The sequence below is a fragment of the Alistipes sp. HGB5 genome, from assembly GCF_000183485.2.
GTDB classification, from domain to species: domain Bacteria; phylum Bacteroidota; class Bacteroidia; order Bacteroidales; family Rikenellaceae; genus Alistipes; species Alistipes finegoldii.
Genome location: NZ_AENZ01000009.1, coordinates 33,813 through 57,086, shown reverse-complemented (window position 1 = coordinate 57,086; position 23,274 = coordinate 33,813). Strand labels below are relative to the sequence as shown.

Sequence of the window (23,274 nt, the reverse complement as noted above, 5' to 3'; positions counted from 1 at the left end):
AAAACAACAGGCGTCCCTGCAAAGGGGACGCCTGTTTTCGCTGACTGTTTCGCTGACCGTTATTTCCGGACGATGCTGATTTTCCCCGGCTTCTTGTAGCGGTTGTTTTCGATGACGACCTGCTGCGAGCTGCGGATGTCGATCGTCGGGAGGTCGTTGTAAGGCTTGTACTTCTCCGATAATTCGATGGTGTTGTCTCTGAAAATCAGTCCTCCGACGGATTTCGCCCGGAGCAGCTGCTCGTTGAAGGTCCGGAACAGATTGCCTTCGATGGTGATGTTGCGTTCGTAGGGATGGCCCGGAACCTCTTTTTTCTGGTGCGGGTTGATGAAGATCGTCGGGAAATCGGCGCCGCCGTATGTGCCGTCGAGAAACCTGTTGTTGCGGATCGTCACGTCGCGCACGGCTCCCGATTCGTACCAGTGGTCCATGTCCCCCTCGAACAGAATGGCGGACATCATGGACGAGAAGGTGTTGCCCTCGACGACGACTTTCCGGGGCGTGCTGACCAGAATGCTTCTCGCCCGGTTGTTGCGCACGACGTTGTTCCGGAAGATCAGTTCCGGGTACCACGACATGTTTTCCAGCCCGTCGCCGACCGTGAGTCGGCCTTCGACGGGAGCGGTGAACGTCAGCCGGATGTAATGGGCGTTGATGCGTTCCGATTTTTTCACCCGCAGGGTGTGTTTCGCAAGCAGGGTCTCCGCGTCCACGACGTCGATTTCGTCGCCCTTTCCGGCAAACTCATACCCGGCCTGCTGGGGGTGGTTGATGCGGGCGATGACCTGATCGGGCGCCGTGATGCCGGTCACGCGGACGTAGGAGCCGTGTACGTTGGTCGCATCGTCGAGCATGTTCTCGAAAAACGCACTCTTCGATCAGGACGTTGAATCCCTCCTTCTCGAAGACCTTCTGTATCTGGATGATGATGCGCGGGAAAAACGAATTGACGAATTCGGGTACGACGACGCCGATGACCTTCGAGCGTCTGCGTATCAGGTTCTGGGCGTACGGATTAGGCCGGTAGTTCATCTTTTCGGCCATTTCGAGCACCAGCCGTTTGGTCTCCGGCTTGACGTCGGAGTGATCGGCCAAAGCGCGTGAAACAGTGGATTTGGATATGCCCAGAGCTTGGGCGAGATCCTTTATCGTGGCATGTTTTATCATTTCCAGCTTTTTCACGCAAAATAGTATTTTTTTTACAGTTTACAAAAAATAAAAGATTCCCGCTTCCCGGAAGATTATTCGAGCACGACGATAAATCCCCCGTTCTCCGGCAACTGCATGACGAGGGGTTCCGGCGCCGGCAGTGCGACTTCGGCCGTCTGCAGCGAACCGTCCGCCGCGTCGCGGACGATCTGCGCCTTTCGGGCCGTCGCGGGGATCAATCCGGCGGGAATCGTCACCGCGGCGGGAGCGGTGTTCACACCGGCTATGTACCACGTGCCGCCCTTGCGGCGGGCGATGACGGCCAGCCGCCCGATTTCGCTTTGCGGCAGTACGACCGTTTCGTCCCATACCGTCGGCAGGCGGCGGATGATGTCGAGCGCCGGGCGGTAACGCTCGTCGCCGGAGAGGACGAACGGATTTTCGGCGATCGTCAGCAGCGGTGAGTCGAGCAGCAGCGCGAACGCCAGCTGGTGGGCGGCCGTCGTGCCGCCGGGCATGGTGAACGCGACCGGAGTGTAGTCCGCGGCGCCCAGTACGCCGCGCGTGAAGGGCAGGGCCGCATTGTGGCTGGCCGGAATGTTCTGGTTTTCGTCGCCGGGGACGTAGCGGTCCGGATCGGGGGTGCGGCCTTCGTCCCGCATCCGCTTTTCGTAGTTGGCCGTGATGCGGTTGAGTTCGATGCCCCGCACGCCCTCGCGGGTGATTTCGTTGGGGTAGGTGCGGATTTCGCCCGTCGGCTTCTGGCAGCCGTGGAGATTGACCATCAGCCTGCGCCGCGCCGCGTTTTTGAGCAGGTGGGTGTTGAAGTCGATCTGGCGTATGCCTTCGCCGTTCATGAAGTCCACCTTGACGCCCTTTATGCCTATCGCCGCGACCGAGTCCAGAAAGCCGCGCATCTGGCGGTAGTCGTCCGCCGGATCGTTGAGTTTCTCCCAATGGCGCCATACGAACAGCCCCACGCCGCGGGATTGGGCGTATCCGGCCAGCTCGTGCAGGAATTTCCATTTGTCGGGACGCTCTTCCCACCCGTCGTCGACGGTGCTGTACTCGATGCCCAGCGATGCTGCGGTGTCGATCACCCGCTTTTCGCCTTCGAGGGTCATGAAGCCGCCGTCGATGCCGCTCCACCAGCTCCACAGCGAGCGTCCGGGGACGATCCACGACGTGTCGGCGAACAGTTCCGGGTCGGGAGCCGGGTTGAGACTGGTGATGATGTCGGTATTTACCAGTGCGTCGAGGTCGCGGGCGATGATCGTGACGCGCCACGGGGTGACGATGTCGCCTGACAGCTCGAATCCCTCCTGTTCGGTGAAGTCGGCCCGCAGGCTGGCTCCGGGTTCCGCGCGCAAACGCATGCCGCTGTAGTCGTACAGCGCGGCTTCGGCGATCATCACGTATTCGTCGGGGGTTCGGTAGAGCAGCGGCATGGTCTGCACCGGTCCCTGCCGGGAGACGATGTGCAGGCTGTCGGCCGTCGTGGATATCCACTCTCCGGCATAGGTGAGCAGTTTCCACCCGGAATTCCGCTCGGCGAACCAGACCCTGCTCTGGTGGGGCGGCCGCCATTGGGCCGCTTCCCCGTTGACGGTCCGCGTGCCGTCTCCCGGCAGGACGAACCGGTAGGCGAAGCCGTCGTCGTAGAGACGCGTCTGGAGCCGGTATTTATAGCCCGAAGGACGGTGCGTCACGTCGAAGAGGTATTCGTTGCACCGCCCCTCCGATACGGCTTTGCGTCCCGTGACGGAGTAGGTCTCGTCGATTTTCCGTGTGCCTGCCGGGCGCAGGGCCGCATCGCGGAACAGCTCTGTGCCGTCGATGGTTATGCCCAAGGCCGAGGTGTCGATGACCGTGCGGCCGTCGTGGGTTACGGTGTAGTACAACCCCTCCTTGCCGGCGAATACCTCTGCCCGGATGTTGCCCGAAGGGCTTTTTTGTGCGGTGCCGCCGCAGCCTGCGGACAGAAGGGCCATGAAGGCGAAAAATGCTGTTGTTCTCACGTTGCGTTATTTTTTAAGTTCCAGAGTTTCCCATTCGATGATTCGGCCCTGCCGGGTGAGGGCTTTTACCGTTATTTCCGTCCGCTCCCCGTCGATGGGTGCCGTATGTTCGAACGGATAGTCGGTGTCTTCGGTCGTTCGTCCGTCTACGGTGAACCAGACTTTCCGCAACTGCGTGTCGTCTTGGGTGAGATAGACGAATACGTTGTTTGCGGCCCGGCCGAAACCGACCCGCATGCAGCGTACGGCGTCGTCCTGCGTTGCGGCGTAAGGGGTTTGCCAGCGCGTCTCTGCGGTGAAGAGTGCGGCGAGCTGCGGCCGGACCGGGGTCGGGGTTTCGATCCTGACCGCGGCGATTCCGTTTCCGGCGACGCGGACCGTGAAACGTCCGTCGGCGAGCTGGCCCGATGCGCCGCTGCCGCCTATGACCTGCGTCCTGTAGTGCCCTCCGTCGGAATGTCCGCTCAGGGCGTAGTCCAGCGCGACGTCCGTTTCGACGGTTTCAGCAGACTGGTTCATGAAAACGATATACAGCGCGTCGTCGTCGACGGCCGAAATGTAGTTGAGCTGCCGGTCGGCCGGCGTCGCCAGCCCCGTCGGCATCCACAACCGGGCTTCGCGGCCGTAGATTGTGCCGGGGAGGTGACCGTAGAACTTGCTTTGCAGGTAGGCGTATCCTTCGATGAATTCACCCGGAAAATCCACCTTCCCGCCGCTCCGGAAGAGGGCCTGCGTGACGAGAAAATCGTAAAGCAGCGATATGTGCGGCATGATGTGGTTGTAGTGGAAGGAGTTGGCGCCCAGTTCCATGTGGCCCCGGAGCGGATAGTCCGCCTTTTCGTATACGGTCGTGCGGGCCGTGTTGATGTGGTAGCCCGGAAAATTGCGGTAGCGGCCTATGACGGCGTGGTCCGCCGTGCGTGCCAGAAACCCGTCGCCCGTGTAATGCGCCAGCCGCAGCATCCACGCAGCGTAGTTGGCCATGAAGATACCCCGGTGTCCGGTGCTCGTGCCGGAAGATTCCGGGGTGAGTCCGATTTCCGAAAGCCGCCATGCCGGGACCCGTTCGGCGGGAGCGTCCATCTGCGCATGTCCTTTCGACTTGAGGTATTGGTAGTGCGGGGCTTTCCCGTCGGGATTGACCAAAATATCCCGGTCCGGGACGGCGGGGGAGTACCAGACGTACTGCGTGTAGAGTTTCGCCCCGCGGCAGCCGGCGTGTCGATGCGCCGACGGATGTAAAGGTCGGCCCCCGCGACGGCTTTTTTCAGGTATCCGGGCTCTCCGGTGGCCCGGTAAAGGTGCATGGCGTTTCTCCATGTGCCGCCCTGCTCGACGACGTCCAGATTGCGGACGCGCGTGGAGTGGTACTCTTTTCCGGCGAAGGAGAGCAGGTAAGGCGCATTGTCCTTGAGGATGCTGTTGAGCGCCGTCAGTTCCGAGACCGGGCAGCAGGGGCCGTTCATGCGCCGCGAAGGGTACTGGATGTCCTGCGTCGAATCGGCGCAGAAGAGCAGCTTCTCGCGCGAAAGCACGTATTCGTATACCGGAAGCGCCCTTTCGAGAAGCATCGTCCGGTTGTCGTTCAGGACGGCGATTTCCAGCGGATTGAGACTCGAAACGTTTTTCACCGCGCCCGGAACGTCCGTCGCATAGGTGCAGCCCTTTTCCTTGTCCAGAAAACGGCTGTAGGGGCCGAGTATGTAGGAGATCATGTTTTCGATCGTCCCGTTGAGCGAACCGAGCGCATTGTTCCGGTTGCCTGTGAAGCCGAACAGACTCTCTGCGACATTTTGGAGCGCATCCGTGGTGTCGCCCCGCTCTCCGCAGAGCAGGGCGGAAAAGACGAGTTCCCCGCCCGGAGCCGTTTCGGAACCGATGCCGCCCGGAACCGGGGCGAACAGCATCGGCGAGGCCAATCCCTGCCGGTCGCGCACGGCGACGCCGAAACGGCTGTTGGCGGCCGTCGGCAGCGGATCGAACGGGAATTCGGCGGGGTGGGCCAGAATGCCGTATGTCGCGTTGCGGTAGGTGACGAACGCCGAAGGGACGGGACACCGGAACGCGAGCGTGAGGTAACTTTTGTCGGGGAACCGTTTCTCCTGCCAGATCAGCGGCTGCCAGATTTCGTCGGTTCGTTTCGGGTCTCTCCCCGCAAAACCGGTGAATCCGACCGAATACCAGCCCCCGGTCTTCGCCGTGAGGCGGTAGGTGAGCAGGGGCCGGCCCGTCGCGGTGTCGGCCGTCAGCTCCGCCGCGATGCTGAAAAGGTCGTTTTCGGGGTAGCCGAAAGTGACCTTGTCCGTTTCTTCCGCACGGTGGGAGACGGGGCGGACGACGATGATGCGCCCTGCGTTGAAGAGGTCGGCTGTCCGCGATTCGACGGAACCTTCGAGAATTTCATCGTCGAAGCCGTCGCCCGACTGATCGGCCCTGCGGTCCGTACGGTTCAGTTCCGGGCGGTCGCTGAGCCATGTAGCCACGTTGTACTGAACGTCGGGGATGCCCGCCGGACGCATTCTCAGCTGCGGGTCCGCAGCCGAAAAGAGGACGGTGAATTCCGGCAGGTAGTCGGGCAGGAGGTGCTGCCCGCCGAACACGACCGTATGGTCGGGTTTCACCCTGAATTCCTGCGCCTGCGCCGGGCGGCACGCTCCCGCCGCGGCCAGTATGATCAGCAGTATGCGGCCGGCTCTTGTCATGGTTCGAGGTCGAGTTTCAGGGTTTGTATTCCGTAGCCCGGCAGGGTGATGCCGAACGCTCCGTCGTCGCCGGGCGTGATTTTGCGTCCGGTTGCGGGATCGGCGGCCGAAGCGGTGTCGATGCGCCTGCCGGGAATGGCCGCGGGATGCACCGTCAGCGTCGCATGCAGCTTCCGGGGCGTGCTGTTCATCAGGATCAGGCAGAGCCTGTTCCGGTCCGTCGTCAGGGCCGACAGAATTTCGATGTCGGTGTTGTCGGCGTCGAACAGCCCTTTGACCATGATTGGATTCGCCTGCTCGCCGTATACGGTTCCCGGTTCGAAGCCGAAGATGCGCTGCGGACCGACTTTCGGGGTCATGAAACCGCGGGGGAACGAGATTCGGCGACCGCTCCGCATTTCGGCTTCGGCGAAGACGTAATCGGCGATCCACCCCAGCTGCCACCACGCATGATGCGGGAAGGGACCGGGACCCCGGTCGAACTGGCTCCAGTAATAGGTCGCCATGTGCGTGTCCGGTGCGAGGTGCGCTTCGCGCGCCGTAGCCGCGGCCCGTGCGAGGTCGAGGAAGAGCCGGTCTGCGGTCTCTTCGTACAGCCTTACGAACATGCCGCAGTGGCTGGTGAGCAGGATCGGGCCGCTCTTGACCGCCGACCCGGCGCAGCCGCCGTGCTCGAAGCAGAGACCGACCTGACTGATCTGCCACTCCTGCATCTTCCGCCCTTTGTACTCGATTTCTCGGTCGCCCGGCGTCGGATGCGTGTAGATCGACGTGGCGTACATCCGGGCCGTGCGGAGCGCGGCGTCGCGGTATCGGGCCTCTCCGGTCAGGCCGTGCATGTCGAGCAGGGCCTGCACGGCCTGTCCCGTGGCGAAGTCGTTGATGAAGCGCGCGTCGCCGCAGACCCCGGTGAAGGCTCCTTTGTCCACGGCATTGCGGACGAACCAGTCGGCGCCCCGCACCGCGGCGTCGAGGTATTTGTGTTCGCCGAGCAGCTTATAGGCGACGACGAAGCCGTAAAACGTGGGCCGGAGGTCTTTCAGGTCGGTGAACAGCGGTTCCCCGTCGTGTTTGCCGTAGGCCACGGCAAAACCGCCGTCGGCCTGCTGCAACGACAGCAGCCGTTCGGCTCCGGCCCGGAAACTGCTGCGCAGCAGCGAGTCGTTCCGTTCGAAGAGCAGGATGTTGCCCAAGTCCATGAGCGTATAGTACGTGATGCCGATCGGTTCGATATGGTCGCCCCACTCTTCGACGAATTTTTGCTTTTTCCACAGGTAATACTGTCCCATGGCCGCGCCGTGGTTGGGATCGCCGGCCGGGGCCTGCTGCATCAGTTTGAAGTTGCGCATGTAGGGAAGCCGCTCCTCGGTAAGCCGCGGATCGCCGGTCATCGAGGCGAGCATCCACGATGCGCCGATGTCGGAATTCTTCATGGCGTCGCGGTCGGCTTCGACGACTCCGCCCAGATAGTCCTGCGCTCCGATGGTCAGCCCCTTGTAGCCGGCGGTCCGCCAGAAGGAGAGCGAGTCGTCGAGAATGTAGTCCCAGATCGCTTCCATGCGCTTGTAGAGCGGAAGGGTCGTATGTTTGAGCGCGAGGGAGTTGCCCAGACCGTAAATGTCGTAAACGGCGTGTTTGTGCGCTTCGTACCACCCCTTGTCCGTCATGCTGACGCGGAATCCGAACCGGACGGAGTCTCCCGCCTGCTTTTCGGACCCCTCCTGTCCGAGCACCGGATAGTAGAGCGTCGGGGAGAGTTCTCCCTGCCGGTTCATGTGCGAAAGGCCGCACCGCCACGAGATGCCGTGCGTGCGCTTGCCGCCGCTGTATTCGGAGCGGGAGTAGCCGCTGTCGGGGATCAGCGCCAGTGTATTGCCCGCTTTTTCGGTCATGGACGTGATCATCGTGGTGACCGTATTGTCGTTGCATATGACCGGCAGGTGGGGCAGTCCCTGTCCGTACATGTAGGCGAGGTGGAATACGGGCTGGATGTAGTCGCCTTGGAAAAAGCCCGGCACGACGCTCCAGCCGAGCCGCTCTTCGGGGAGTACGGCCAGCGTGGGCGTGCTTACCGAATAGTAGCCCTTGCGCGCCGGGTAGAACACGCTTTCGATGCGTATGTCCGCCGGATAATCCGGGTCGGGACTCCATGTCGTGCGCAGGCGGCCCAGTTCGTTTCGGGCTTCGAAGCAGACGGCGCGCCCCTCTTTCCAGCCTTTTTCGGGGTAGAAGCGCAGCGCTTCGCCCGCGCGGTTCATCGGCACGGAAGAGACCGCCCTGTTGAAATCCTTGGCGATGTAGTGGAACCGCGCGATGTCGAAGTTCATGGTGTCGCCGCCGCGGTTGGTGATCGTTTCCGGCTCCGCCGAGGGCTTTTCGCTGCTGAAGAGTATCGTATACGCCCCATCGGGCACTCCCCAGCAGCGGCCTTTGCGGTCGGCGATACGTGAGATTTTCCATCCTTCCGCGGTCTGCTCCCAGCGGATTTCCAGCCCTTTGTTTCTGACGGCCAGTTCGTCGGAGGGCGTGCAGGCGGCCGACAGCAGCAGGACGAATGCGGAGAATATTTTGAAGTGCGGTTTCATGGTTGCGGTTTCCGGTTCGAAGTTATGCAATTTATTCGACAATGATCCCCATCAGGGCCTTGTGCCTTCCGGGTTCGGAGTCTTCCGGCCAGAAGCGTATCGAGCGCAGCGTGTGCGGGGCGTCCAATGCAATCGTATTGCAGCTCTGGTGGTTGCCTTCCGTGCGGAACAGGAGGTTCCCGTCGCCGTCGGTAATGCGGTAGTTGCGGATGCACTGGGGCATCACCGAATCGAAATGCTCCATTTGCACGTTCTCCAGTGCGTGGTCGAAATCGGTGTCGAAGAACAGCCTGATTTGCCGGACGGTCCGCTCTTCGCCCAAGTCGATGCGGACCGACGGCGTTCGGTCGTCGGGGGCAGGGATCCAGCCGTTGGGCTGTATGTAGGGCCGGAAGTAGCCGTTGAGGAGGTTTTCGGCTCCGAAGCAGGTCAGCGGCGCGGAGAATTCGAGCGCGATGTTTTTCCCTTCGGGACGGCGCTTTGGGCACCAGAATTCGAACGCATCGACTCCGATGTCTTCCGGCGGAGTCTGCCTGCCGAAGTTGGAGACCGCGGGATTGACGGTGTTGAATACCGAAGTCAGGCCGGAAACGATCTCCGAACTCATCGGAATGCTTACGTCGGGATTGGCCATGAAGCAGATGAAGACGTACTGCGGCGCGTCGTAGCGCATTCCGAAATCGACGGTCAGTCTGTTTTCTCCCTTCCGGAGGTCGAAAACGAGCCGCTTGTCGGTCGTGTCAGGAGTGTAGTTGCCCCTGCGCGACGAACTGCGCAGTTCGACCGTCAGCCGGGTCGCCTTGTCCGCTTGCACGGTGAGACCGACGGCCGGAACCGGGCCGCCGACCGGGATAAGCTCGGCGGCGGAGCAGTCCAGCCGGAAGCGGGTGCCGTCGGGGTGCAGCCGTTCGAGCGCAAATTCGCTGGATGCGCTGATCCGGGCCTTCGGGGGCAGCATGCCGCGACCGAACCGTTCGCCCGGCAGGAAGTGTCCGGTGCGGAGCAGTGCGGACTGCAGCTGGCCGATACGCTCCCGGCCGATAAGGTCGGCCGGTTTGAGGTGGTCGCGCAGGGCGATTGCGGCCGCCGTGCCGATCGCCTGCCCGCCGTGTGCGGCGGTGCACATGACGCGCGTGGAGCCGTTGGCCACATGGCTGACGCTGATGATACGGCCTCCGATGAAGAGGTTGTCCGCATCGGGCGTCACCAGACAGCGGTAGGGAATCTGGTAGATGCCCTTGCTGTGCCACTGGTTGCAGGCGCGCCCTGCGCCGTAAACGCCGTCGGCGGGGTGCAGGTCGATCGACCAGCCGCCGAACGAAACGGCGTCGTAGTGCTCGTGCTGTTCGATGATGTCCTGTTGGGTCAGCATGTAGTAGCCCTTGAACCGCCGGCTTTCGCGTTTGCCGGGGAAAAGCCCGACCCATTCGAGCGTGTAGTTCTCCATTTCCGGGTACTTGCCCGAATTTTTGATGTGATTCCAGACGCCGTAGACGATTTTCCAGAGTTCGAATTTGATTTTTTCGGTATCCCGGATCGTGTCCAGCCGTCCGCCGTACTCCAGCCACCAGTATTTGCAGCCGTGCTGCGAGGTGCTGAAATACTCCGGATTCCGGAGCCGGGGGATCAGCTCCTCGACCTCCTTCAAGGCGAATTCGGGAGCTTCGAAGCGTACGGGACGCCCCGTGTCCTTGATGTAGAACAGGATGCTGTGCCCCAGCAGTTCGCCGTATCGGGTCTTGTCGGGCGCGAACTTCTCGCCGTATTCTTCGCGGTCCTCGGCGCCCATGCGGTATTCGGCTCCCGCCATGTAGGCGAGCGCGCCGTCGCCCGAACAGTCGGCGAAAAGATCGCCTTCGATCGTGTGGTGCGTTCCGGTCTGTGGATTGAACGCCGTGACCGATCTGACGGTGCGGCCGGACATTTCGGCGTCATATACGCACGTGTTGAGGTAAAGCGTGATGTTCGGTTCGGAGAGCACCTTGTCGATGAGCACCATGTCGAACAGCACGGGATTGCCTTCCCTGTTGCGGAAGGTGTTCTCGACCAGTATTTCGTCGATGACGCCCCCTTCGCGCGACCAGCGGTTGTTGTTGCCCATGTGCGAGGTCGCTCCCAGCGCCCACAGGCGGACTTCGCTCGAAGCGTTGCCGCCCAGCACGGGACGGTCCTGAATCAGCGCGACGTCGGCGCCCGCACGGGCCGCGGCAATGGCGCAGCATACGCCGGTAAGCCCGCCGCCGCCGATCACCAGACTGTGACGGCTGTGTACTTCTGCCGGTTTGCGGCTTTTTTCGAATTCACCGATAAACATATGTTATTTGTTTTTTGTCGTGAGGAAAATCAGGCCGCCCAATACCGTCAGGACGATACCCGTCGTGAGGAGAACGAGGGTCTCCCCGCCGGACAGGAGCGCGATCAGGGAGATGAAGCAGCCCGAAATCGCCGCTCCGGCGCCGATGATGCGGATGCTGTTGTTGTTATCCGTGCCGGCGTCCTCGGCGGCGGGCGCCGCTGCGTTCTCTGCCGCAGGCATCGGAACGCAGACGCGCGAGCCGGAGAGTTTGTGATAGATTTCATAGCCGGTCAGCAGCAGCGCGGGGAAGAGCACCCCGACCAGCATCTCTTCGGCCCGGCTGAGCGGGAAGCCGACGGCCGCAGGCGTGATGAATTTGAGAACGGCGTTGACGGTCAGACTGGTGACGGTCGTGCTGAGATCGCCCTGCCGTTCAGGTTCTTGGAGAAGAGGCTCCAGATCAGCGGCAGGTAGAGGGGCACTCCGGTGAGTGCCGCCACGCTGATGACGACGTTGACGATGCCGCCCATGTTGGGGATGAGCAGCGCCACGGCGATGGCCAGCACCCCGAAGCCGAGCGTGGAGATGCGGGCGACTTTCATCAGCGTCGTCTCTCCGGCGGCGGGGCGGAGGCGTTTGAAGATATCGTTGGTGAAGACGCCTGCCGAGATGTTCAGCGTAGCGTTCAGCGAACTTGCGGTCGCGAAGATCATGCCGCCGAGCATGAGTCCGAGCATGCCGGCGGGCCTCGTCTGCTTGCACATCAGCAGGTAGGCGTTTTCGTTTTCAAGCCCCGAAAGTCCGGGTTCGAAGACGCGGTAGATCATCGGCGGCAGCATCCACAGGATCGGACTGAAGGTATACAGCACGCCGAACAGCACGCCGACCTTTTTCGCGTCTCTGGGCGTGCGCACGCTCGTATATCGCTGGACGTAAGCCTAGTTTCCGCCCAGAAAGAAGAGGTTGTAGAGCATGAACGCGACGATGAACACCCAGTTGTATTCTCCCGCGAAGAGCGTGAAGAATCCCTCCGGAACCCGTGCGAGGAACTCCGGGACGCCGCCCACTTCGCCGAATGCGAGCGGAGTGACGATGATGACCGCGGCGAAGAGGATGATGAATTGCAGCACGTCGGTCACGACCACGGCGCGAAGGCCGCCGAGCGAGACGTATATCATGCAGAACACGCCGATTATCAGGATGCTGGACGAGAGCGGAATTCCGGCGGCCACTTCGATGATTTTGGCGATCGGATAGAGGAAGGAGCCGGTGGTGAAGATCGAGATGAAAAGGAAAATGTAGGTGTAAAGCTTCTGCGTCGAGGCTCCGTAGCGGCGTGTGATGTATTCCGCGGCGGTGAGACAGCCCGTTTTGTTCCAGCGCGGGGCGATAAGCAGGCCGACGGCGAATCCGGCTGCGGCCATCGTGAGCTGTATGGTGACGGCGACGAAGCCCATCGAGTAGGCGATCGCCCCCCCATACCACGAACGTTCCGGCCGAGAAGAAGCCCATGAACAGCGACAGTCCGCTGATCCACCAAGGGACGTTGCCGCCTCCGGCGAAAAAACTCTTCATGTTTTTGCCGGTCGAGGAGAACAGCGAACCGACGAACATGATGCCCGCCGCAAAGACGGCGATGGTTATGTAGTCCAGAATTTCCATAGCTCAGGTTGTAGTTTACGAACAAAAATAGAATTTGCCGGAAGATATTCCGCACGATCGGCGAATAAAATCTTCGGGAACGATTGCGATTGACGGGAGCGGTTGCGGAGTTGCCGGATGCGGGAGCCGGGCGGGGTTTCGGTTCGCAGGCGGAGCCATTGCGCCGAACCGAATTATTGCTATCTTTGCAGGGCGGCCGGACGTCTCAGGCGGACTGCGGCGGCGGATTGCATTATAAATATATATGGTAAGCATCATTGTAGCCGTCGCCGAAAACGGCGTGATCGGCGATAAGAACGCCCTGTTGTGGCATATTTCCGAAGACCTGAAATACTTCAAGTCCGTTACGTCGGGCCATCCCGTCGTCATGGGGCGCAAGACCTACGAGTCGCTCGGACGGCCGCTGCCCAACCGGACCAATGTGGTCGTCACGCGGCAGGAGATGGAGATTCCGGGATGCAGGGTGGCCCATTCGCTCGAAGAGGCGGTGGCGCTGTTCCCGGCCGAAGAGGAGGTCTTCGTCATCGGCGGCGCGCAGATTTATGCGCAGGCCCTTCCGCTGGCCGGCCGCTTCTACCTGACGCGGGTTTTCCATGCCTACGAGGGCGATACGCATTTTCCCGCATGGAACGACGCCGAGTGGCGGCTCGTGTCGTCCGAGTCGTTCGCTTCGGGCGCGAATTATCCCTATCCCTTTGCGTTCGAGACCTACGAACGGCGGCGAAATTAGGTATTTATACCACTGCGCGGCTCGGCCGTAATCCCTACCTTTGCAGACGCAAAGGTTTTTTTATGCACATGCCGGACGCTTTTTTTCGCACTGCGCGGCGGATGCAGGCGACTGCCGGACCGGATGCGGGAAGCGGTGCAAATCCGTCGGGCAGTCCGGACCGCATGCGGCGATTCGGTGCCGGCGGAAGGGCGAACGAACAAAGAAAAGAGAAAAATGGCAAAATATTTCGACATGCTGATGGAAGACGTGCGGATGAAGGAGGGCCTTCAGTCGTGCATGAACTGCGGCGTCTGCACGGGCGTCTGTCCGGCTGCCGAGTTCTACAATTACGATCCCCGTCAGATCGTGAACATCGTGCAGACACGCGACGACGACGCCATCGAGGAGCTTCTGAAGAGCGATACGATCTGGTACTGCGGCGAGTGCATGTCGTGCCGTCCGCGCTGTCCGCGCGGCAACACGCCGGGTTATGTGATTCAGGCGCTGCGGACCCTTTCGCAGAAGCTGGGGTTCTTCGTCGAGAGCGAAAAGGGCCGTCAGCAGCTGGCGCTCAAGCGTATCATTGGCGAGAATATCCTCCGCACGGGTTACTGCATCGTCCCGCGGCTCGTCAAACCCGAACTGCACCCCGAACAAGGAACCGTTTGGCAGTGGATTTACGATAACGACAAGGAGATTTACGGTCAGTTCACGCCGGTCTACATGCGCCACGGCGCGGGCGCGCTGCGCCGTCTGGACGAGAAGTCGCTCGACGAGATTCACCGGATTTTCGAGGTCAGCGGCGGCAAGGAGATGTTCGACGCCATCGAGGAGCACTCCGACCGCAAGGCCCGCGAACTGGGTTACGAAGAGGGAGCCGATCAGAAGTACATGATGGACGTCTTCCTCAATAACAGCAACGAACACTATTAGCAGATGATAAAACGAAAGAGTTGGCAGGATTACCAGAAGGAGATTGCCGATGACCACTACTATTACGCCCGCAGCTGTATCCGCCAGAATTTCTTTCCCGGCAGCGAGAAGCTGTTCATCGACATGCTGCGCAACGATCTGGGCAAGGACCTGACGGACGATCCGCTGCACTCGTCCTGCACGGGCATCGGCTACCACTCGGACATCGTGCCGCTCGAAACGATCATGACGGTCGTGGCGCGGCAGTTCGCGCTGATGACCGAAGCCGGGTATGAAAACCTCGTTTCGTCGTGCATCACTTCGTTCGGCGTCTACACGGAGATTCTGGCCACATGGCACGAGTTCCCGGAGACCGAGGCGAAGACCCGCGAGAACCTTTACAAGGCCACGGGGCGCGAATTCAAAAAGCCTGCGAGTCTGGCCCACACGTCGGACGTCGTCTTCCACTTCCGCGAGCAGATCGCCGCACGGGCCAAACACCGGCTGGTCAATGCCCAGACGGGCGAACCGCTGAAGGTCGTGGAGCATATCGGCTGCCACTATGCCAAAATATTCCCCAAATCGGGTATCGGCGGATCGGAATTTCCCTACGTGCTGGCCGGCATGGTCGAGTCGTGGGGCGGCGAGTGCGTGGACTATCCCGAACGGCGGCATTGCTGCGGCTTCGGGTTCCGCAACTATCTGGTGCAGGCCAACCGCGGCTATTCGATCGCCAATTCGCACAAGAAACTGGAGAGCATGGCCCCTTACAAGCCCGATTTCATCGTGGCCAACTGTCCGGGGTGCGCGATGTTCCTCGACAAGTGGCAGTACACGATCGCCGAGATGGAGGGGACGACTTACGGCCAGAACGGCCACGGGATTCCCGTCCTGACCTACGAGGAGATGGCCGGGCTGGTGCTCGGTTACGATCCTTGGGTGCTGGGCATGCAGATGCATCAGGTCGACGTCGAACCCCTGCTGGACAAGATGGGCGTCGAGTACGACCCCGCGGCCAAATACCTCGGCCGCAACGGAAAATATATCGGTAAACCTGCGTCGGCGGTGGTGAACTGCTGCCCGACGGACACAATATACGACATCAGAGAGTAATGAAACGAGTGGCAGTCATAGGCGGCGGCGTTGCGGGCATGCAAACGGCCCTGCGTCTGGCAGAACAGGGCATCGAACCTGTAATCATCGAAAAGGAGGCCGAACTGGGCGGCAAACTCCGGGGCTGGCACGTGCTGTTCCCGTCGTTTACCCCGGCGTCGGAGATTCTCACCGAACTGCGCCGCCGCGTCGCGGAGCGCGGTATCGAGGTGCTGACGCAGACCGAAGCCGCCGGGTTTACCCGCGAGGGCGTGCGGCTGACCGACGGGCGTACGATCGCGTGCGACTCGGTCGTGATGTGTTCGGGATTCACGCTGTTCGACGCGTCGATCAAGGAGGAGTACGGCTACGGCATCTACGACAACGTCTTTACGACGGTGGACATCGAGCGGATGCTCAACGAAGGCCGTGTGGCCAAGGCCGACGGCTCGCGTCCCAAGCGCATCGCTTTCCTGCACTGCGTAGGTTCGCGCGACGAAAAGGTCTGCCAGCAGCACTGTTCCAAGGTGTGCTGCATTACGGGCGTGAAGCAGGCGATGGAGATGAAACAGCTGTTTCCCGACGCCGACGTCTTCAATTTCTACATGGACATCCGCATGTTCGGCCCCGGATACGAAGAGATGTACCGTGAGGCGCAGCAGAAATACAACATCCACTTTATCCGGGGACGTATTTCGGAAGCCAGCCCGACGATTGACGGCCGCGTGCAGATCAAGGCCGAGGATACGCTGACGGGACGTCCGCTGCGCATGAGCGTCGACATGCTGATTCTGATTGTCGGCATGCGGGCCAACGACGACAACGCCGTGCTGGCCGAAGGCGCGGGTCTGCACCGTGCGCCGAGCGGTTTCATGGCGCCGCGCGACATGTTCTTGGGCAACGTGAAGAGCAACGTGGAGGGCATTTTTTACGCCGGAACCGTCACGGCGCCGAAGAATATCGGCGAATCGTTGAACGAAGCAACGGCCGCTGCCGACGCCGCGGCCCGATATCTGGGGGCATAGCGTATGGCGGCGATCAATTTCGGATATACCATCTCCAAGCCGCGGGCGATCGACATCGACCGCAACAACCTGCGCAAGAGCGACGAGATCCTGCACGAAATGCCGGAGCTGCAGGCCTGCATCGGATGCGGGGCCTGCACGGCGGTCTGCACGGCCGGAAACCTCACGGAGTTCAATTTCCGCAAGGTCCACACGCTCGTCCGCCGGGGCGAATATCAGGGGGCTTACGAGGAGATGAACAAGTGCATGCTCTGCGGCAAATGCCGGCTGGTGTGTCCGCGCGGTATCAACACGCGCGGCGTGGTCATGCTTATCAAACGTAAACTGGGAGACTTCTGACGATGACTTTTTTCGCACCATTCTGCATACCGTTCATGGTCGGCGCGGCCGTGATGTTCGTCGTACTGCTCTGGAAGTGGGGTTCGTGGCTCTACCTGCTGCCCCGCGCCGACAAGAAACGGATTCTGTTCGGACTGCCGACGCGCCGTACGCTGGCGGCCGTGTGGGAGGTGATCAGCGAATCGCTGCTGCACCGCCGCATCTTCAAGGTCAATCCGCTGCTGGGCTACATGCACATGAGTCTGGCTTTCGGCTGGTTTCTGCTGATTGCCGTGGGGTGGATCGAGACCATCGCCTACCTCGGATTCCGTTATGTGCCGCTGCAGGGACACGTCTTTTTCAAATATTTCGCCACGGGGCTGGAACATAAGCCCGTGTTCGACTTCCTGATGGACCTGCTGCTGCTCTTCGTCCTTTCGGGCGTGGCGCTGGCTTGGGGCAAGCGCGTTTACTCGCGGGCGATGGGCATGCGGCGTACGACCAAGCACTTGCTGGGCGACCGCGTGGCCCTCTCGGCGTTGTGGTTCGTCTTCCCGGTGCGCCTGATCGCCGAGAGCACGACCTGCGCCCTTTACGGCGGCGGAGGATTCCTGACGGGGGCGGTCGGCGCGTGGATGGCGGAGCACGTCAGCACGCTCGCGCTGATGAATCTCGAAAGCGCGGCATGGTGGGCCTATTCCGCATGCCTCGGTATTTTCTTCGTGGCGTTGCCGTTCTCGCGGTATATGCATATCTTTACCGAGATTCCCCTGATCTTCCTGCGGCATTACGAACTCCGCTCGACCGAAAAGGAGGGGGCGTTCGATCATTTTCAGGTCGAAGCATGCTCGCGCTGCGGTATCTGCATCGATCCCTGTCAGTTGCAGAGCGTGCTGGGAATCAATGACGTGCAGTCGGTCTATTTCCTGCGCGACCGCCGTTACCGGATGCTGCGGCTGGCGACGGCCGACAACTGCCTGATGTGCGGCCGCTGCGCCGAGAAGTGCCCCGTGGACATAGACCTCAATACGCTGCGGCTCAACTCGCGCGATACGATGCGCAACGTGCCCGACGAGAAGCGCTACGACTATTTCAAAGGGTTGGACCGCTCTTCGGGAGAGGGCAAGGTGGGCTATTTCGCGGGGTGCATGACCCTGCTTACGCCCCGTACGATGTCGGCGATGGACAAGGTGTTCCGCGCCGCGGGCGAAGAGGTGTGGTGGGCCGACCGCGAAGGGGGCGTCTGCTGCGGCCGGCCGCTGAAGCTGGCCGGCGAGACCGATTCGGCGCGCAGGATGATGCGCTACAATACCGATCTGTTCCGCAAACACGGCATCACGACGCTCGTGACCTCGTGTCCGATCTGCCTGAAGGTTTTCCGCGAGGATTACGAACTGGCCGGAATCGAGGTGCTGCACCATTCGGAATATATCCTGCGTCTGATCCGGGCCGGACGGTTGGATGTCGTGCACGGCCCGACGCGCTTCACCTACCACGATCCCTGCGAACTGGGGCGCGGAAGCGGCATTTACGACGAGCCGCGCGCCGTGATCGAAGCGGTGGGCGAACTGCTCGAACCCGCGCAGACGCGCGAAAACGCACCCTGCTGCGGTTCCTCGGTCGCCAATACGGCCATTTCCGACAGCCAGCAGGTGCGCCTTGCGCAGGCGGTGGCCGAAGAGCTGGAAGCCACGGGCGCCGAGGTGATCGTGACGGCCTGCCCGCTCTGCAAGAAGGCCATCGGCCGCGGCACGAGGGGCGAGGTGCGCGACTTGGCGGAGATCGTCGCCGCCGGGCTGAAATAAGACTGAGTTAGGTTAGTGAGTATAAGATGAAAGCAAAGAAAACGATTTTGGATACCATCGGTTCTACGCCGATGGTTCGGATCAATGCGTTGTCGCCCAATCCGAAAGTGAAGATATTCGCCAAGCTCGAAGGGTTCAATCCGACGGGCAGCATCAAGGACCGCATTGCGGTCAAGATGATTGAAACCGCCGAGCGCGAAGGCCGTCTGACCAAAGGGAAGACGATCATCGAACCTACGTCGGGAAATACCGGCATCGGACTGGCTATCGTCGGCATCGTCAAAGGCTATCCCGTGGAGATCGTGATGAGCGAGGCCGTGTCGATCGAACGCCGCAAGATCATCCGCGCATACGGCGGCACGGTGCGTCTGACGCCTGCCGCCGAAGGGACGGACGGCGCGATCCGTCTGGCCCGCAAACTCGTCGCGGAGAATCCCGACAAATATTTTATGCCCGACCAGTTCGCCAATGCCGCCAATTACTTGGCGCATTACGAAAACACGGCGCTGGAGATCTGGCAGCAGACGGGCGGACAGATCGACTATCTTGTCTGCGCGATCGGAACGTCGGGGACCCTGATGGGGCTGTCGCGCTTTCTGAAAGTGATGAATCCCGCGATCAAGGTGGTTTGCGCCCAGCCGACCAAGGGGCACTATATTCAGGGTCTCAAGAATATGGAGGAGGCGATCGTGCCCGATATTTACGACCCTTCGAAGATCGACGTGCAGGAATTGGTCGAGAGCGAGGAGGCGATCGACATGGCCCGCAGGATCATCTCCGCCGAGGGTATCTTCGCCGGGATGAGCAGCGGCGCCGCCATGCTGGCCGCCGTACGTACCGCAGCGCGTATCGAGTCGGGGAATATCGTCGTCGTATTTCCCGACCGTGCCGAAAAGTACCTCAGCACGACGATGTTCCGGGAGTTTGAGGATTGAGGCCCGGCAAGCGCGGGCTTGGGGCCGGTAGATTCGGATTCCGGGAGCTGTTGGAGAACTTCCGGGTTGTGCTGGATGCCGAGAAGCGAAAAAATAATTGTTAGCGGCTGATAAATAGCATGATAGATCGTAATTGCCGCATTGTATGCGAAAAAATTTGTAGAATCCGAATTTTTGTCTTATCTTTGCACACGCAAAAGCGATAGTACATCACTAAAGACATATCGCGGGATGGAGCAGTTGGCAGCTCGTCGGGCTCATAACCCGAAGGTCGGAGGTTCGAGTCCTCCTCCCGCTACTTAAAGGCCGATAACAAACTGAAATATAGTTAGTTACGGCCTTTTTTCTAAAATAGCCGGGACAATTCCGGGACAAAATATTTGTCTGAATTGTTCTGAAAATCAACATTCTACATTTTTGCGTCGGGTCGCTGACAGCGAAAATGTAAAAAAAATGTTGTCTGTAAAAACTGCGCGAAATTCTGCGTTAAACGAGATTCTCTCGTACACTTATCCCCGTTTGCATACGGGCGCTTGCTGGTTTATCAGTTTTTACGCCTTCGACCCAGCAAAAGGCGAAATGCGTCGAAAGCGGATAAAAATCAATTCCGTCGGGACGGCCTCCCAGAAACGGCAATATGCCGCGCAGGTATGTCACCGGCTGTCTGCAAAGCTGGAAGCTGGCTGGAATCCTTGGATAGAGGCTGATGCCGACCGCTCCTACAAACTATTTTCCGACACGCTGATACATTATCGAAATTACATCACCAAACTCTTGAATGACGGAGTACACCGGGCATCAACGCACCACGATTATATCTGTTTTGCTCGCATAATGGAAGAATGGAATGATAATCAGCGGGTGTCTATACGGTATGTTTATCAATTCGACCGGGCTTTCTGTGTTCGTTTTCTGGACTATGTCTATATTGAACGGGAGAATTCTCCACGCACACGCAATAATTATTTGGCTTTCCTTCGGTCGTTCAGCGCCTTTTTGGTGCAACATCTGTATATCAAAGAAAAACCGACGGATGGGTTGGTCAGTATTGGCAAGGCTTTGCTCAAGAAAGAACGCAAGGTTATTGCTGTGGATGATATGCAACGCCTGCATGATTGGCTTCAGGAGAATAACCGCTACTTCCTTTTGGTTTGCTACTTTCTGCACTACATGCTTATCCGTCCGAAGGAGATTGCCAAACTCCGGCTGTGTGATATATCCGTCAGTAAACAGACGGTCTATATTGACGATACAATCTCGAAAAACAAGCGTTCGGCATGTGTTACTATACCCCAGAAAATTATTGAGTTGATGGCCGAACTTGGGTATTTTGACGCTCCGAGTACCTACTATATTTTTTCCAAGGATTTCAGACCGGGGCCGGAATGGGTAAACGAAAAGACTTACCGCGACTTTTGGAGCAGGAAAATCCGCCCTGCTCTCCACTTTCCCAAAGAGTACAAATTTTATAGTCTGAAGGATACCGGAATTACCGCGATGCTCCGTGCTGGGTATGATACCCTTTCGGTTAAAGAACAGGCGCGGCACTCGTCGTTATTGATGACCGATGTGTATACGCCGCAGGATATTCGGGATGCAAATCCGCTTTTATTGAATTATCAGGGCGTTTTATAATGTGAATTTCTGGAATGTATTTTTGTTATCTTTGCCTAACCAACAGTAATAAATAATTTGGCGTATGCATACGGATGATTTTGATGGCTTTGTTGTTACTATAAATGGTACAACACACTATGTCGACGGGACTGTACCTGATAAAACATTGAATACAGTTTCTGACTATAACAGTTTGTTAAGGGATATGATAAATATTCCGACCATTCACGAGCATTATTATTCGAATCTGTCTCGCGAACATTGGGCGCAATTATGTGCTGCGATGGATGTTATTAGGGACAGCCAAAGAGCCATAGATAAATATCAGGAAATAGACCAAATCGATTACATTCATGGGGATGCACTTTACATTTATGGGCTTCTTAATGCATTTTACTTACAACAAGATGCGGCAACAACTATTTTTAAAATAATTTTAAAAAAGAAAGAACTAAATTATTTCGATGACTACCCAGAGATCAATAAGATTAGGAGAATCCGGGATGATGTGTGTCATGCCACAGATAGGAATATTATAAAAGGGAAAATAATAGCCCAAATATTTATAAGTCCATCAACCGTGACAAAAAACGGTTTTTGCTATCTAAAATACACCACGTCAGATGGAAATCGGAAAGTTGTCACAATTCATGTCGATATAGATGATTGCATTGCCAAGCAAGCCAATGACATTAAAGATATACTTTGTACGATCTGTAAAAAAATATTGTCATCCATTTCGCCTGATGTTCAAAAGGAGTATTTGGAGTCGTGGTCGCAAGCAATGAAGGCATTGTGATTTCTCACTCAATAGAGTACCAGACAATAAATCCCCCGCCAATGGCGAGGGATTTTGTCATTTGAAATATTTGTCCTTGAGTTCGACCAGCTTGTCCCAATAGGTGACGATCAAGCCGTCCATGTGGTAGTGGTATTCCCCGGCATAGTTGGGCACGCCTCCGAGCCGATTTGCCGACCTCTCCGTGTAAAAGTGGTAGTAGTTCGCCGCGCGGCAGAAAAGGCTATGCAGGCCGCTCGGAATCGCGAATACGGGCAACCATAGCCAGCCCCAGCGCCGCGACTGTCGGACGTGGCCGAACTCATGGTCGTATACCGGTTCCCGGTCGATGTTCCCCGGCGCGATAAAGACGTACCGCCCAAGCGTCATGCCGCCCCGGACATGCTTCGTCGCATAGAACACGGCCCCGCGTTGCTCGGTGATTTTCACGCGGTCGAAACAGAATGCCAAGTACGTAAGGCCGAGCAGGTTCTGCGGGAGCTGCCACAAGTAGAGTAGTACCGCCCATGTTGTTTTCAGAAATTTCTTCATCGGTTCCGTTTTTTAAGTTCGATATAATCGGTGTATACGATTCGCGTGTGCGGGTTCGACGACATGACCTCCTGCCGTATCGCTTTGGTTCCCCAGCGGATGAAGAGGAAGCGCCGCGGCACCCGATGCACGACCTGCCGAAGGGTGTCGATGCTCTCCACGCGGCACGCGACCGAGTCGCGCTCGATCAACCCTTCGACAGTCACCCACGGATCTCGCCAGCGGAATGTCCGCATCGAGTCGATAATGACTGCCCCGGCCGAAGTTTCCCGGACGACGGCCGTGTCCCGGAGCTTCGCCCGCAGCTCTACGACGGTCGCTGTCGCCGTCTTGGCCGTTGATTCCACCCGCTTGAGTTTAATGCCGAGGTCGCGGATGCTCTCGGCATCCGCCGCCCGGAGCCGCTCCAGCTCCGAGACGCGGAGATTCAGCACCATGTTCGACGCGGCGGCCTTGCCTGCCTTTGTCCGGTAGATTTCGACATCTGACATCAGCGCGGTCTGGTTCGACTCCAACCGACGGCGTTCGCGTTTTTCCGAGCGGAGCCGCGCACTCTGCACCCACAACAGGCCGCCCGCTATAATCAGGGCTATGAGCAGGAAGCGTTTCATGCCTTTTCGAGCGTTTTGGAGATTTTGAGAATCAGACCCGCATAATCCGCCGGCTTGGCTGTACAGTAGCCGCAGGCTGCAACCCGGTAGGCGAACTGGTACACGTCGTCCTTGTACGGCATCGCGGGGGCATAGCGTTCGGTCAGCAGAATTCGGGAGTGGTCGGTCAGACACTCCCTGACAGACGTATAATCTCGGAAGGCGCGATCCACGACATATTTGTAGCGCCCGTCCGGCATCCGCGTAATGGAGTGTACTTTGGGGAATCGGTGGCCCTGCTTGTCGTCGTCGAAATACTCGAACGTCCGCACGTATTTCACCGCCCCGCGCCACTTCTTCGTGGCGGTTATGCCGAACAGGTTGTGCCCGATGGCGGACTTCCCCCAGCCGGTTTCGAGCGCGGCCTGCGCGGCCACGAAGAGCGGGTTCAGCCCGGTTTCCTCGCAGGAGGCTGCGATGTCCGGCCAGTAGGTTTTCTTAAATTCTTTCGGTGTCATGATCTTGG

19 protein-coding genes, 1 tRNA gene and 1 pseudogene are annotated in these 23,274 nt (G+C 59.1%); 10 read left to right on the top strand and 11 right to left on the bottom strand.

Features of this window, described 5'->3' with window-relative positions; all coding sequences use genetic code 11:
• Window positions 1-59 precede the first annotated feature (59 nt).
• The 8 genes and pseudogenes from HMPREF9720_RS01485 to HMPREF9720_RS01455 all read right to left on the bottom strand — a co-directional run bounded on the left by HMPREF9720_RS01485 (window position 60) and on the right by HMPREF9720_RS01455 (window position 12,412).
• A complete protein-coding gene (locus HMPREF9720_RS01485) occupies window positions 60-854 on the bottom strand; it encodes a right-handed parallel beta-helix repeat-containing protein (protein ID WP_009596412.1) in 795 nt (264 codons plus the stop codon).
• Complete coding sequence (locus HMPREF9720_RS15555) at window positions 745-1,167, bottom strand: LacI family DNA-binding transcriptional regulator (protein WP_254654349.1); 423 nt, start codon at window positions 1,165-1,167, stop codon at window positions 745-747. Before HMPREF9720_RS15555 ends, HMPREF9720_RS01485 begins: the two co-directional genes overlap by 110 nt.
• Before the next feature lie 74 nt (window positions 1,168-1,241).
• A complete protein-coding gene (locus HMPREF9720_RS01475) occupies window positions 1,242-3,167 on the bottom strand; it encodes a glycoside hydrolase family 97 protein (RefSeq protein WP_009596323.1) in 1,926 nt (641 codons plus the stop codon).
• Window positions 3,168-3,173: 6 nt separating this feature from the next.
• On the bottom strand, window positions 3,174-4,151 hold the full coding sequence (locus tag HMPREF9720_RS15315) for a hypothetical protein (RefSeq protein ID WP_139022440.1): 978 nt from the start codon (window positions 4,149-4,151) through the stop codon (window positions 3,174-3,176).
• Complete coding sequence (locus HMPREF9720_RS01470; RefSeq protein ID WP_009596517.1) at window positions 4,064-5,869, bottom strand: putative lipoprotein; 1,806 nt, start codon at window positions 5,867-5,869, stop codon at window positions 4,064-4,066. The genes HMPREF9720_RS15315 and HMPREF9720_RS01470 overlap by 88 nt, the downstream gene beginning before the upstream one ends.
• A complete protein-coding gene (locus HMPREF9720_RS01465) occupies window positions 5,866-8,454 on the bottom strand; it encodes a beta-L-arabinofuranosidase domain-containing protein (protein WP_009596423.1) in 2,589 nt (862 codons plus the stop codon). The genes HMPREF9720_RS01470 and HMPREF9720_RS01465 overlap by 4 nt, the downstream gene beginning before the upstream one ends.
• Window positions 8,455-8,485: 31 nt before the next feature.
• A complete protein-coding gene (locus tag HMPREF9720_RS01460; RefSeq protein ID WP_009596450.1) occupies window positions 8,486-10,768 on the bottom strand; it encodes an FAD-dependent oxidoreductase in 2,283 nt (760 codons plus the stop codon).
• Between the two features lie 3 nt (window positions 10,769-10,771).
• Window positions 10,772-12,412, bottom strand: a pseudogene (locus tag HMPREF9720_RS01455) (sodium:solute symporter family protein).
• A gap of 244 nt (window positions 12,413-12,656) precedes the next feature.
• On the opposite strand from HMPREF9720_RS01455, the gene HMPREF9720_RS01450 reads away from it, so the two are divergent.
• From HMPREF9720_RS01450 to HMPREF9720_RS01405, 10 genes are all read left to right on the top strand, one after another.
• Window positions 12,657-13,142 carry a dihydrofolate reductase gene (locus HMPREF9720_RS01450; protein WP_009596466.1) on the top strand — a complete coding sequence of 162 codons (486 nt, stop codon included), beginning with the start codon at window positions 12,657-12,659 and terminating at the stop codon, window positions 13,140-13,142.
• 216 nt (window positions 13,143-13,358) lie between these two features.
• Window positions 13,359-14,057, top strand: a complete 699-nt coding sequence (locus HMPREF9720_RS01445; RefSeq protein ID WP_009596362.1) for a 4Fe-4S dicluster domain-containing protein — start codon at window positions 13,359-13,361, stop codon at window positions 14,055-14,057.
• 3 nt (window positions 14,058-14,060) lie between these two features.
• Window positions 14,061-15,149, top strand: coding sequence for a CoB--CoM heterodisulfide reductase iron-sulfur subunit B family protein (locus HMPREF9720_RS01440; RefSeq protein WP_009596468.1), 1,089 nt, complete (start codon window positions 14,061-14,063; stop codon window positions 15,147-15,149).
• Window positions 15,149-16,153, top strand: a complete 1,005-nt coding sequence (locus HMPREF9720_RS01435; protein WP_009596372.1) for an FAD-dependent oxidoreductase — start codon at window positions 15,149-15,151, stop codon at window positions 16,151-16,153. Before HMPREF9720_RS01440 ends, HMPREF9720_RS01435 begins: the two co-directional genes overlap by 1 nt.
• A 3-nt stretch (window positions 16,154-16,156) precedes the next feature.
• Window positions 16,157-16,492, top strand: a complete 336-nt coding sequence (locus HMPREF9720_RS01430; protein WP_009596497.1) for a 4Fe-4S dicluster domain-containing protein — start codon at window positions 16,157-16,159, stop codon at window positions 16,490-16,492.
• 2 nt (window positions 16,493-16,494) lie between these two features.
• A complete protein-coding gene (locus tag HMPREF9720_RS01425; protein WP_009596321.1) occupies window positions 16,495-18,276 on the top strand; it encodes a (Fe-S)-binding protein in 1,782 nt (593 codons plus the stop codon).
• Window positions 18,277-18,302: 26 nt separating this feature from the next.
• Complete coding sequence (locus HMPREF9720_RS01420; protein WP_009596330.1) at window positions 18,303-19,211, top strand: PLP-dependent cysteine synthase family protein; 909 nt, start codon at window positions 18,303-18,305, stop codon at window positions 19,209-19,211.
• A 225-nt stretch (window positions 19,212-19,436) separates the two neighbouring features.
• Window positions 19,437-19,509, top strand: a tRNA-Met gene (locus tag HMPREF9720_RS01415).
• A 119-nt stretch (window positions 19,510-19,628) separates the two neighbouring features.
• Window positions 19,629-20,846 (top strand): tyrosine-type recombinase/integrase, encoded by a 1,218-nt coding sequence (locus HMPREF9720_RS01410; protein WP_230322142.1) that lies wholly within the window; start codon window positions 19,629-19,631, stop codon window positions 20,844-20,846.
• A 64-nt stretch (window positions 20,847-20,910) separates the two neighbouring features.
• Complete coding sequence (locus tag HMPREF9720_RS01405) at window positions 20,911-21,627, top strand: hypothetical protein (RefSeq protein WP_009596406.1); 717 nt, start codon at window positions 20,911-20,913, stop codon at window positions 21,625-21,627.
• Window positions 21,628-21,684: 57 nt separating this feature from the next.
• Here the strand turns inward: HMPREF9720_RS01405 and HMPREF9720_RS01400 are convergent, their stop codons facing one another.
• The 3 genes from HMPREF9720_RS01400 to HMPREF9720_RS01390 are packed head-to-tail and all read right to left on the bottom strand — an operon-like array spanning window position 21,685 to window position 23,266.
• Entirely contained in the window at window positions 21,685-22,158 is a 474-nt protein-coding gene (locus HMPREF9720_RS01400; protein ID WP_018696657.1) for a hypothetical protein, read from the bottom strand.
• On the bottom strand, window positions 22,155-22,769 hold the full coding sequence (locus HMPREF9720_RS01395) for a DUF6549 family protein (protein ID WP_009596453.1): 615 nt from the start codon (window positions 22,767-22,769) through the stop codon (window positions 22,155-22,157). Before HMPREF9720_RS01395 ends, HMPREF9720_RS01400 begins: the two co-directional genes overlap by 4 nt.
• Window positions 22,766-23,266: a glycoside hydrolase family 73 protein gene (locus HMPREF9720_RS01390; protein ID WP_009596492.1), complete on the bottom strand. Its 501-nt coding sequence runs from the start codon at window positions 23,264-23,266 to the stop codon at window positions 22,766-22,768. Before HMPREF9720_RS01390 ends, HMPREF9720_RS01395 begins: the two co-directional genes overlap by 4 nt.
• Window positions 23,267-23,274 lie beyond the last annotated feature (8 nt).

What these genes read in the sequence shown, in the direction of transcription:
- HMPREF9720_RS01485 (WP_009596412.1), bottom strand. Translation starts at nt 854, where the DNA reads ATGCTCGACGATGCGACCAACGTACACGGCTCCTACGTCCGCGTGACC.
- HMPREF9720_RS15555 (WP_254654349.1), bottom strand. Translation starts at nt 1,167, where the DNA reads ATGATAAAACATGCCACGATAAAGGATCTCGCCCAAGCTCTGGGCATA.
- HMPREF9720_RS15315 (WP_139022440.1), bottom strand. Translation starts at nt 4,151, where the DNA reads ATGGCCAACTACGCTGCGTGGATGCTGCGGCTGGCGCATTACACGGGC.
- HMPREF9720_RS01470 (WP_009596517.1), bottom strand. Translation starts at nt 5,869, where the DNA reads ATGACAAGAGCCGGCCGCATACTGCTGATCATACTGGCCGCGGCGGGA.
- HMPREF9720_RS01465 (WP_009596423.1), bottom strand. Translation starts at nt 8,454, where the DNA reads ATGAAACCGCACTTCAAAATATTCTCCGCATTCGTCCTGCTGCTGTCG.
- HMPREF9720_RS01460 (WP_009596450.1), bottom strand. Translation starts at nt 10,768, where the DNA reads ATGTTTATCGGTGAATTCGAAAAAAGCCGCAAACCGGCAGAAGTACAC.
- HMPREF9720_RS01450 (WP_009596466.1), top strand. Translation starts at nt 12,657, where the DNA reads ATGGTAAGCATCATTGTAGCCGTCGCCGAAAACGGCGTGATCGGCGAT.
- HMPREF9720_RS01445 (WP_009596362.1), top strand. Translation starts at nt 13,359, where the DNA reads ATGGCAAAATATTTCGACATGCTGATGGAAGACGTGCGGATGAAGGAG.
- HMPREF9720_RS01440 (WP_009596468.1), top strand. Translation starts at nt 14,061, where the DNA reads ATGATAAAACGAAAGAGTTGGCAGGATTACCAGAAGGAGATTGCCGAT.
- HMPREF9720_RS01435 (WP_009596372.1), top strand. Translation starts at nt 15,149, where the DNA reads ATGAAACGAGTGGCAGTCATAGGCGGCGGCGTTGCGGGCATGCAAACG.
- HMPREF9720_RS01430 (WP_009596497.1), top strand. Translation starts at nt 16,157, where the DNA reads ATGGCGGCGATCAATTTCGGATATACCATCTCCAAGCCGCGGGCGATC.
- HMPREF9720_RS01425 (WP_009596321.1), top strand. Translation starts at nt 16,495, where the DNA reads ATGACTTTTTTCGCACCATTCTGCATACCGTTCATGGTCGGCGCGGCC.
- HMPREF9720_RS01420 (WP_009596330.1), top strand. Translation starts at nt 18,303, where the DNA reads ATGAAAGCAAAGAAAACGATTTTGGATACCATCGGTTCTACGCCGATG.
- HMPREF9720_RS01405 (WP_009596406.1), top strand. Translation starts at nt 20,911, where the DNA reads ATGCATACGGATGATTTTGATGGCTTTGTTGTTACTATAAATGGTACA.
- HMPREF9720_RS01400 (WP_018696657.1), bottom strand. Translation starts at nt 22,158, where the DNA reads ATGAAGAAATTTCTGAAAACAACATGGGCGGTACTACTCTACTTGTGG.
- HMPREF9720_RS01395 (WP_009596453.1), bottom strand. Translation starts at nt 22,769, where the DNA reads ATGAAACGCTTCCTGCTCATAGCCCTGATTATAGCGGGCGGCCTGTTG.
- HMPREF9720_RS01390 (WP_009596492.1), bottom strand. Translation starts at nt 23,266, where the DNA reads ATGACACCGAAAGAATTTAAGAAAACCTACTGGCCGGACATCGCAGCC.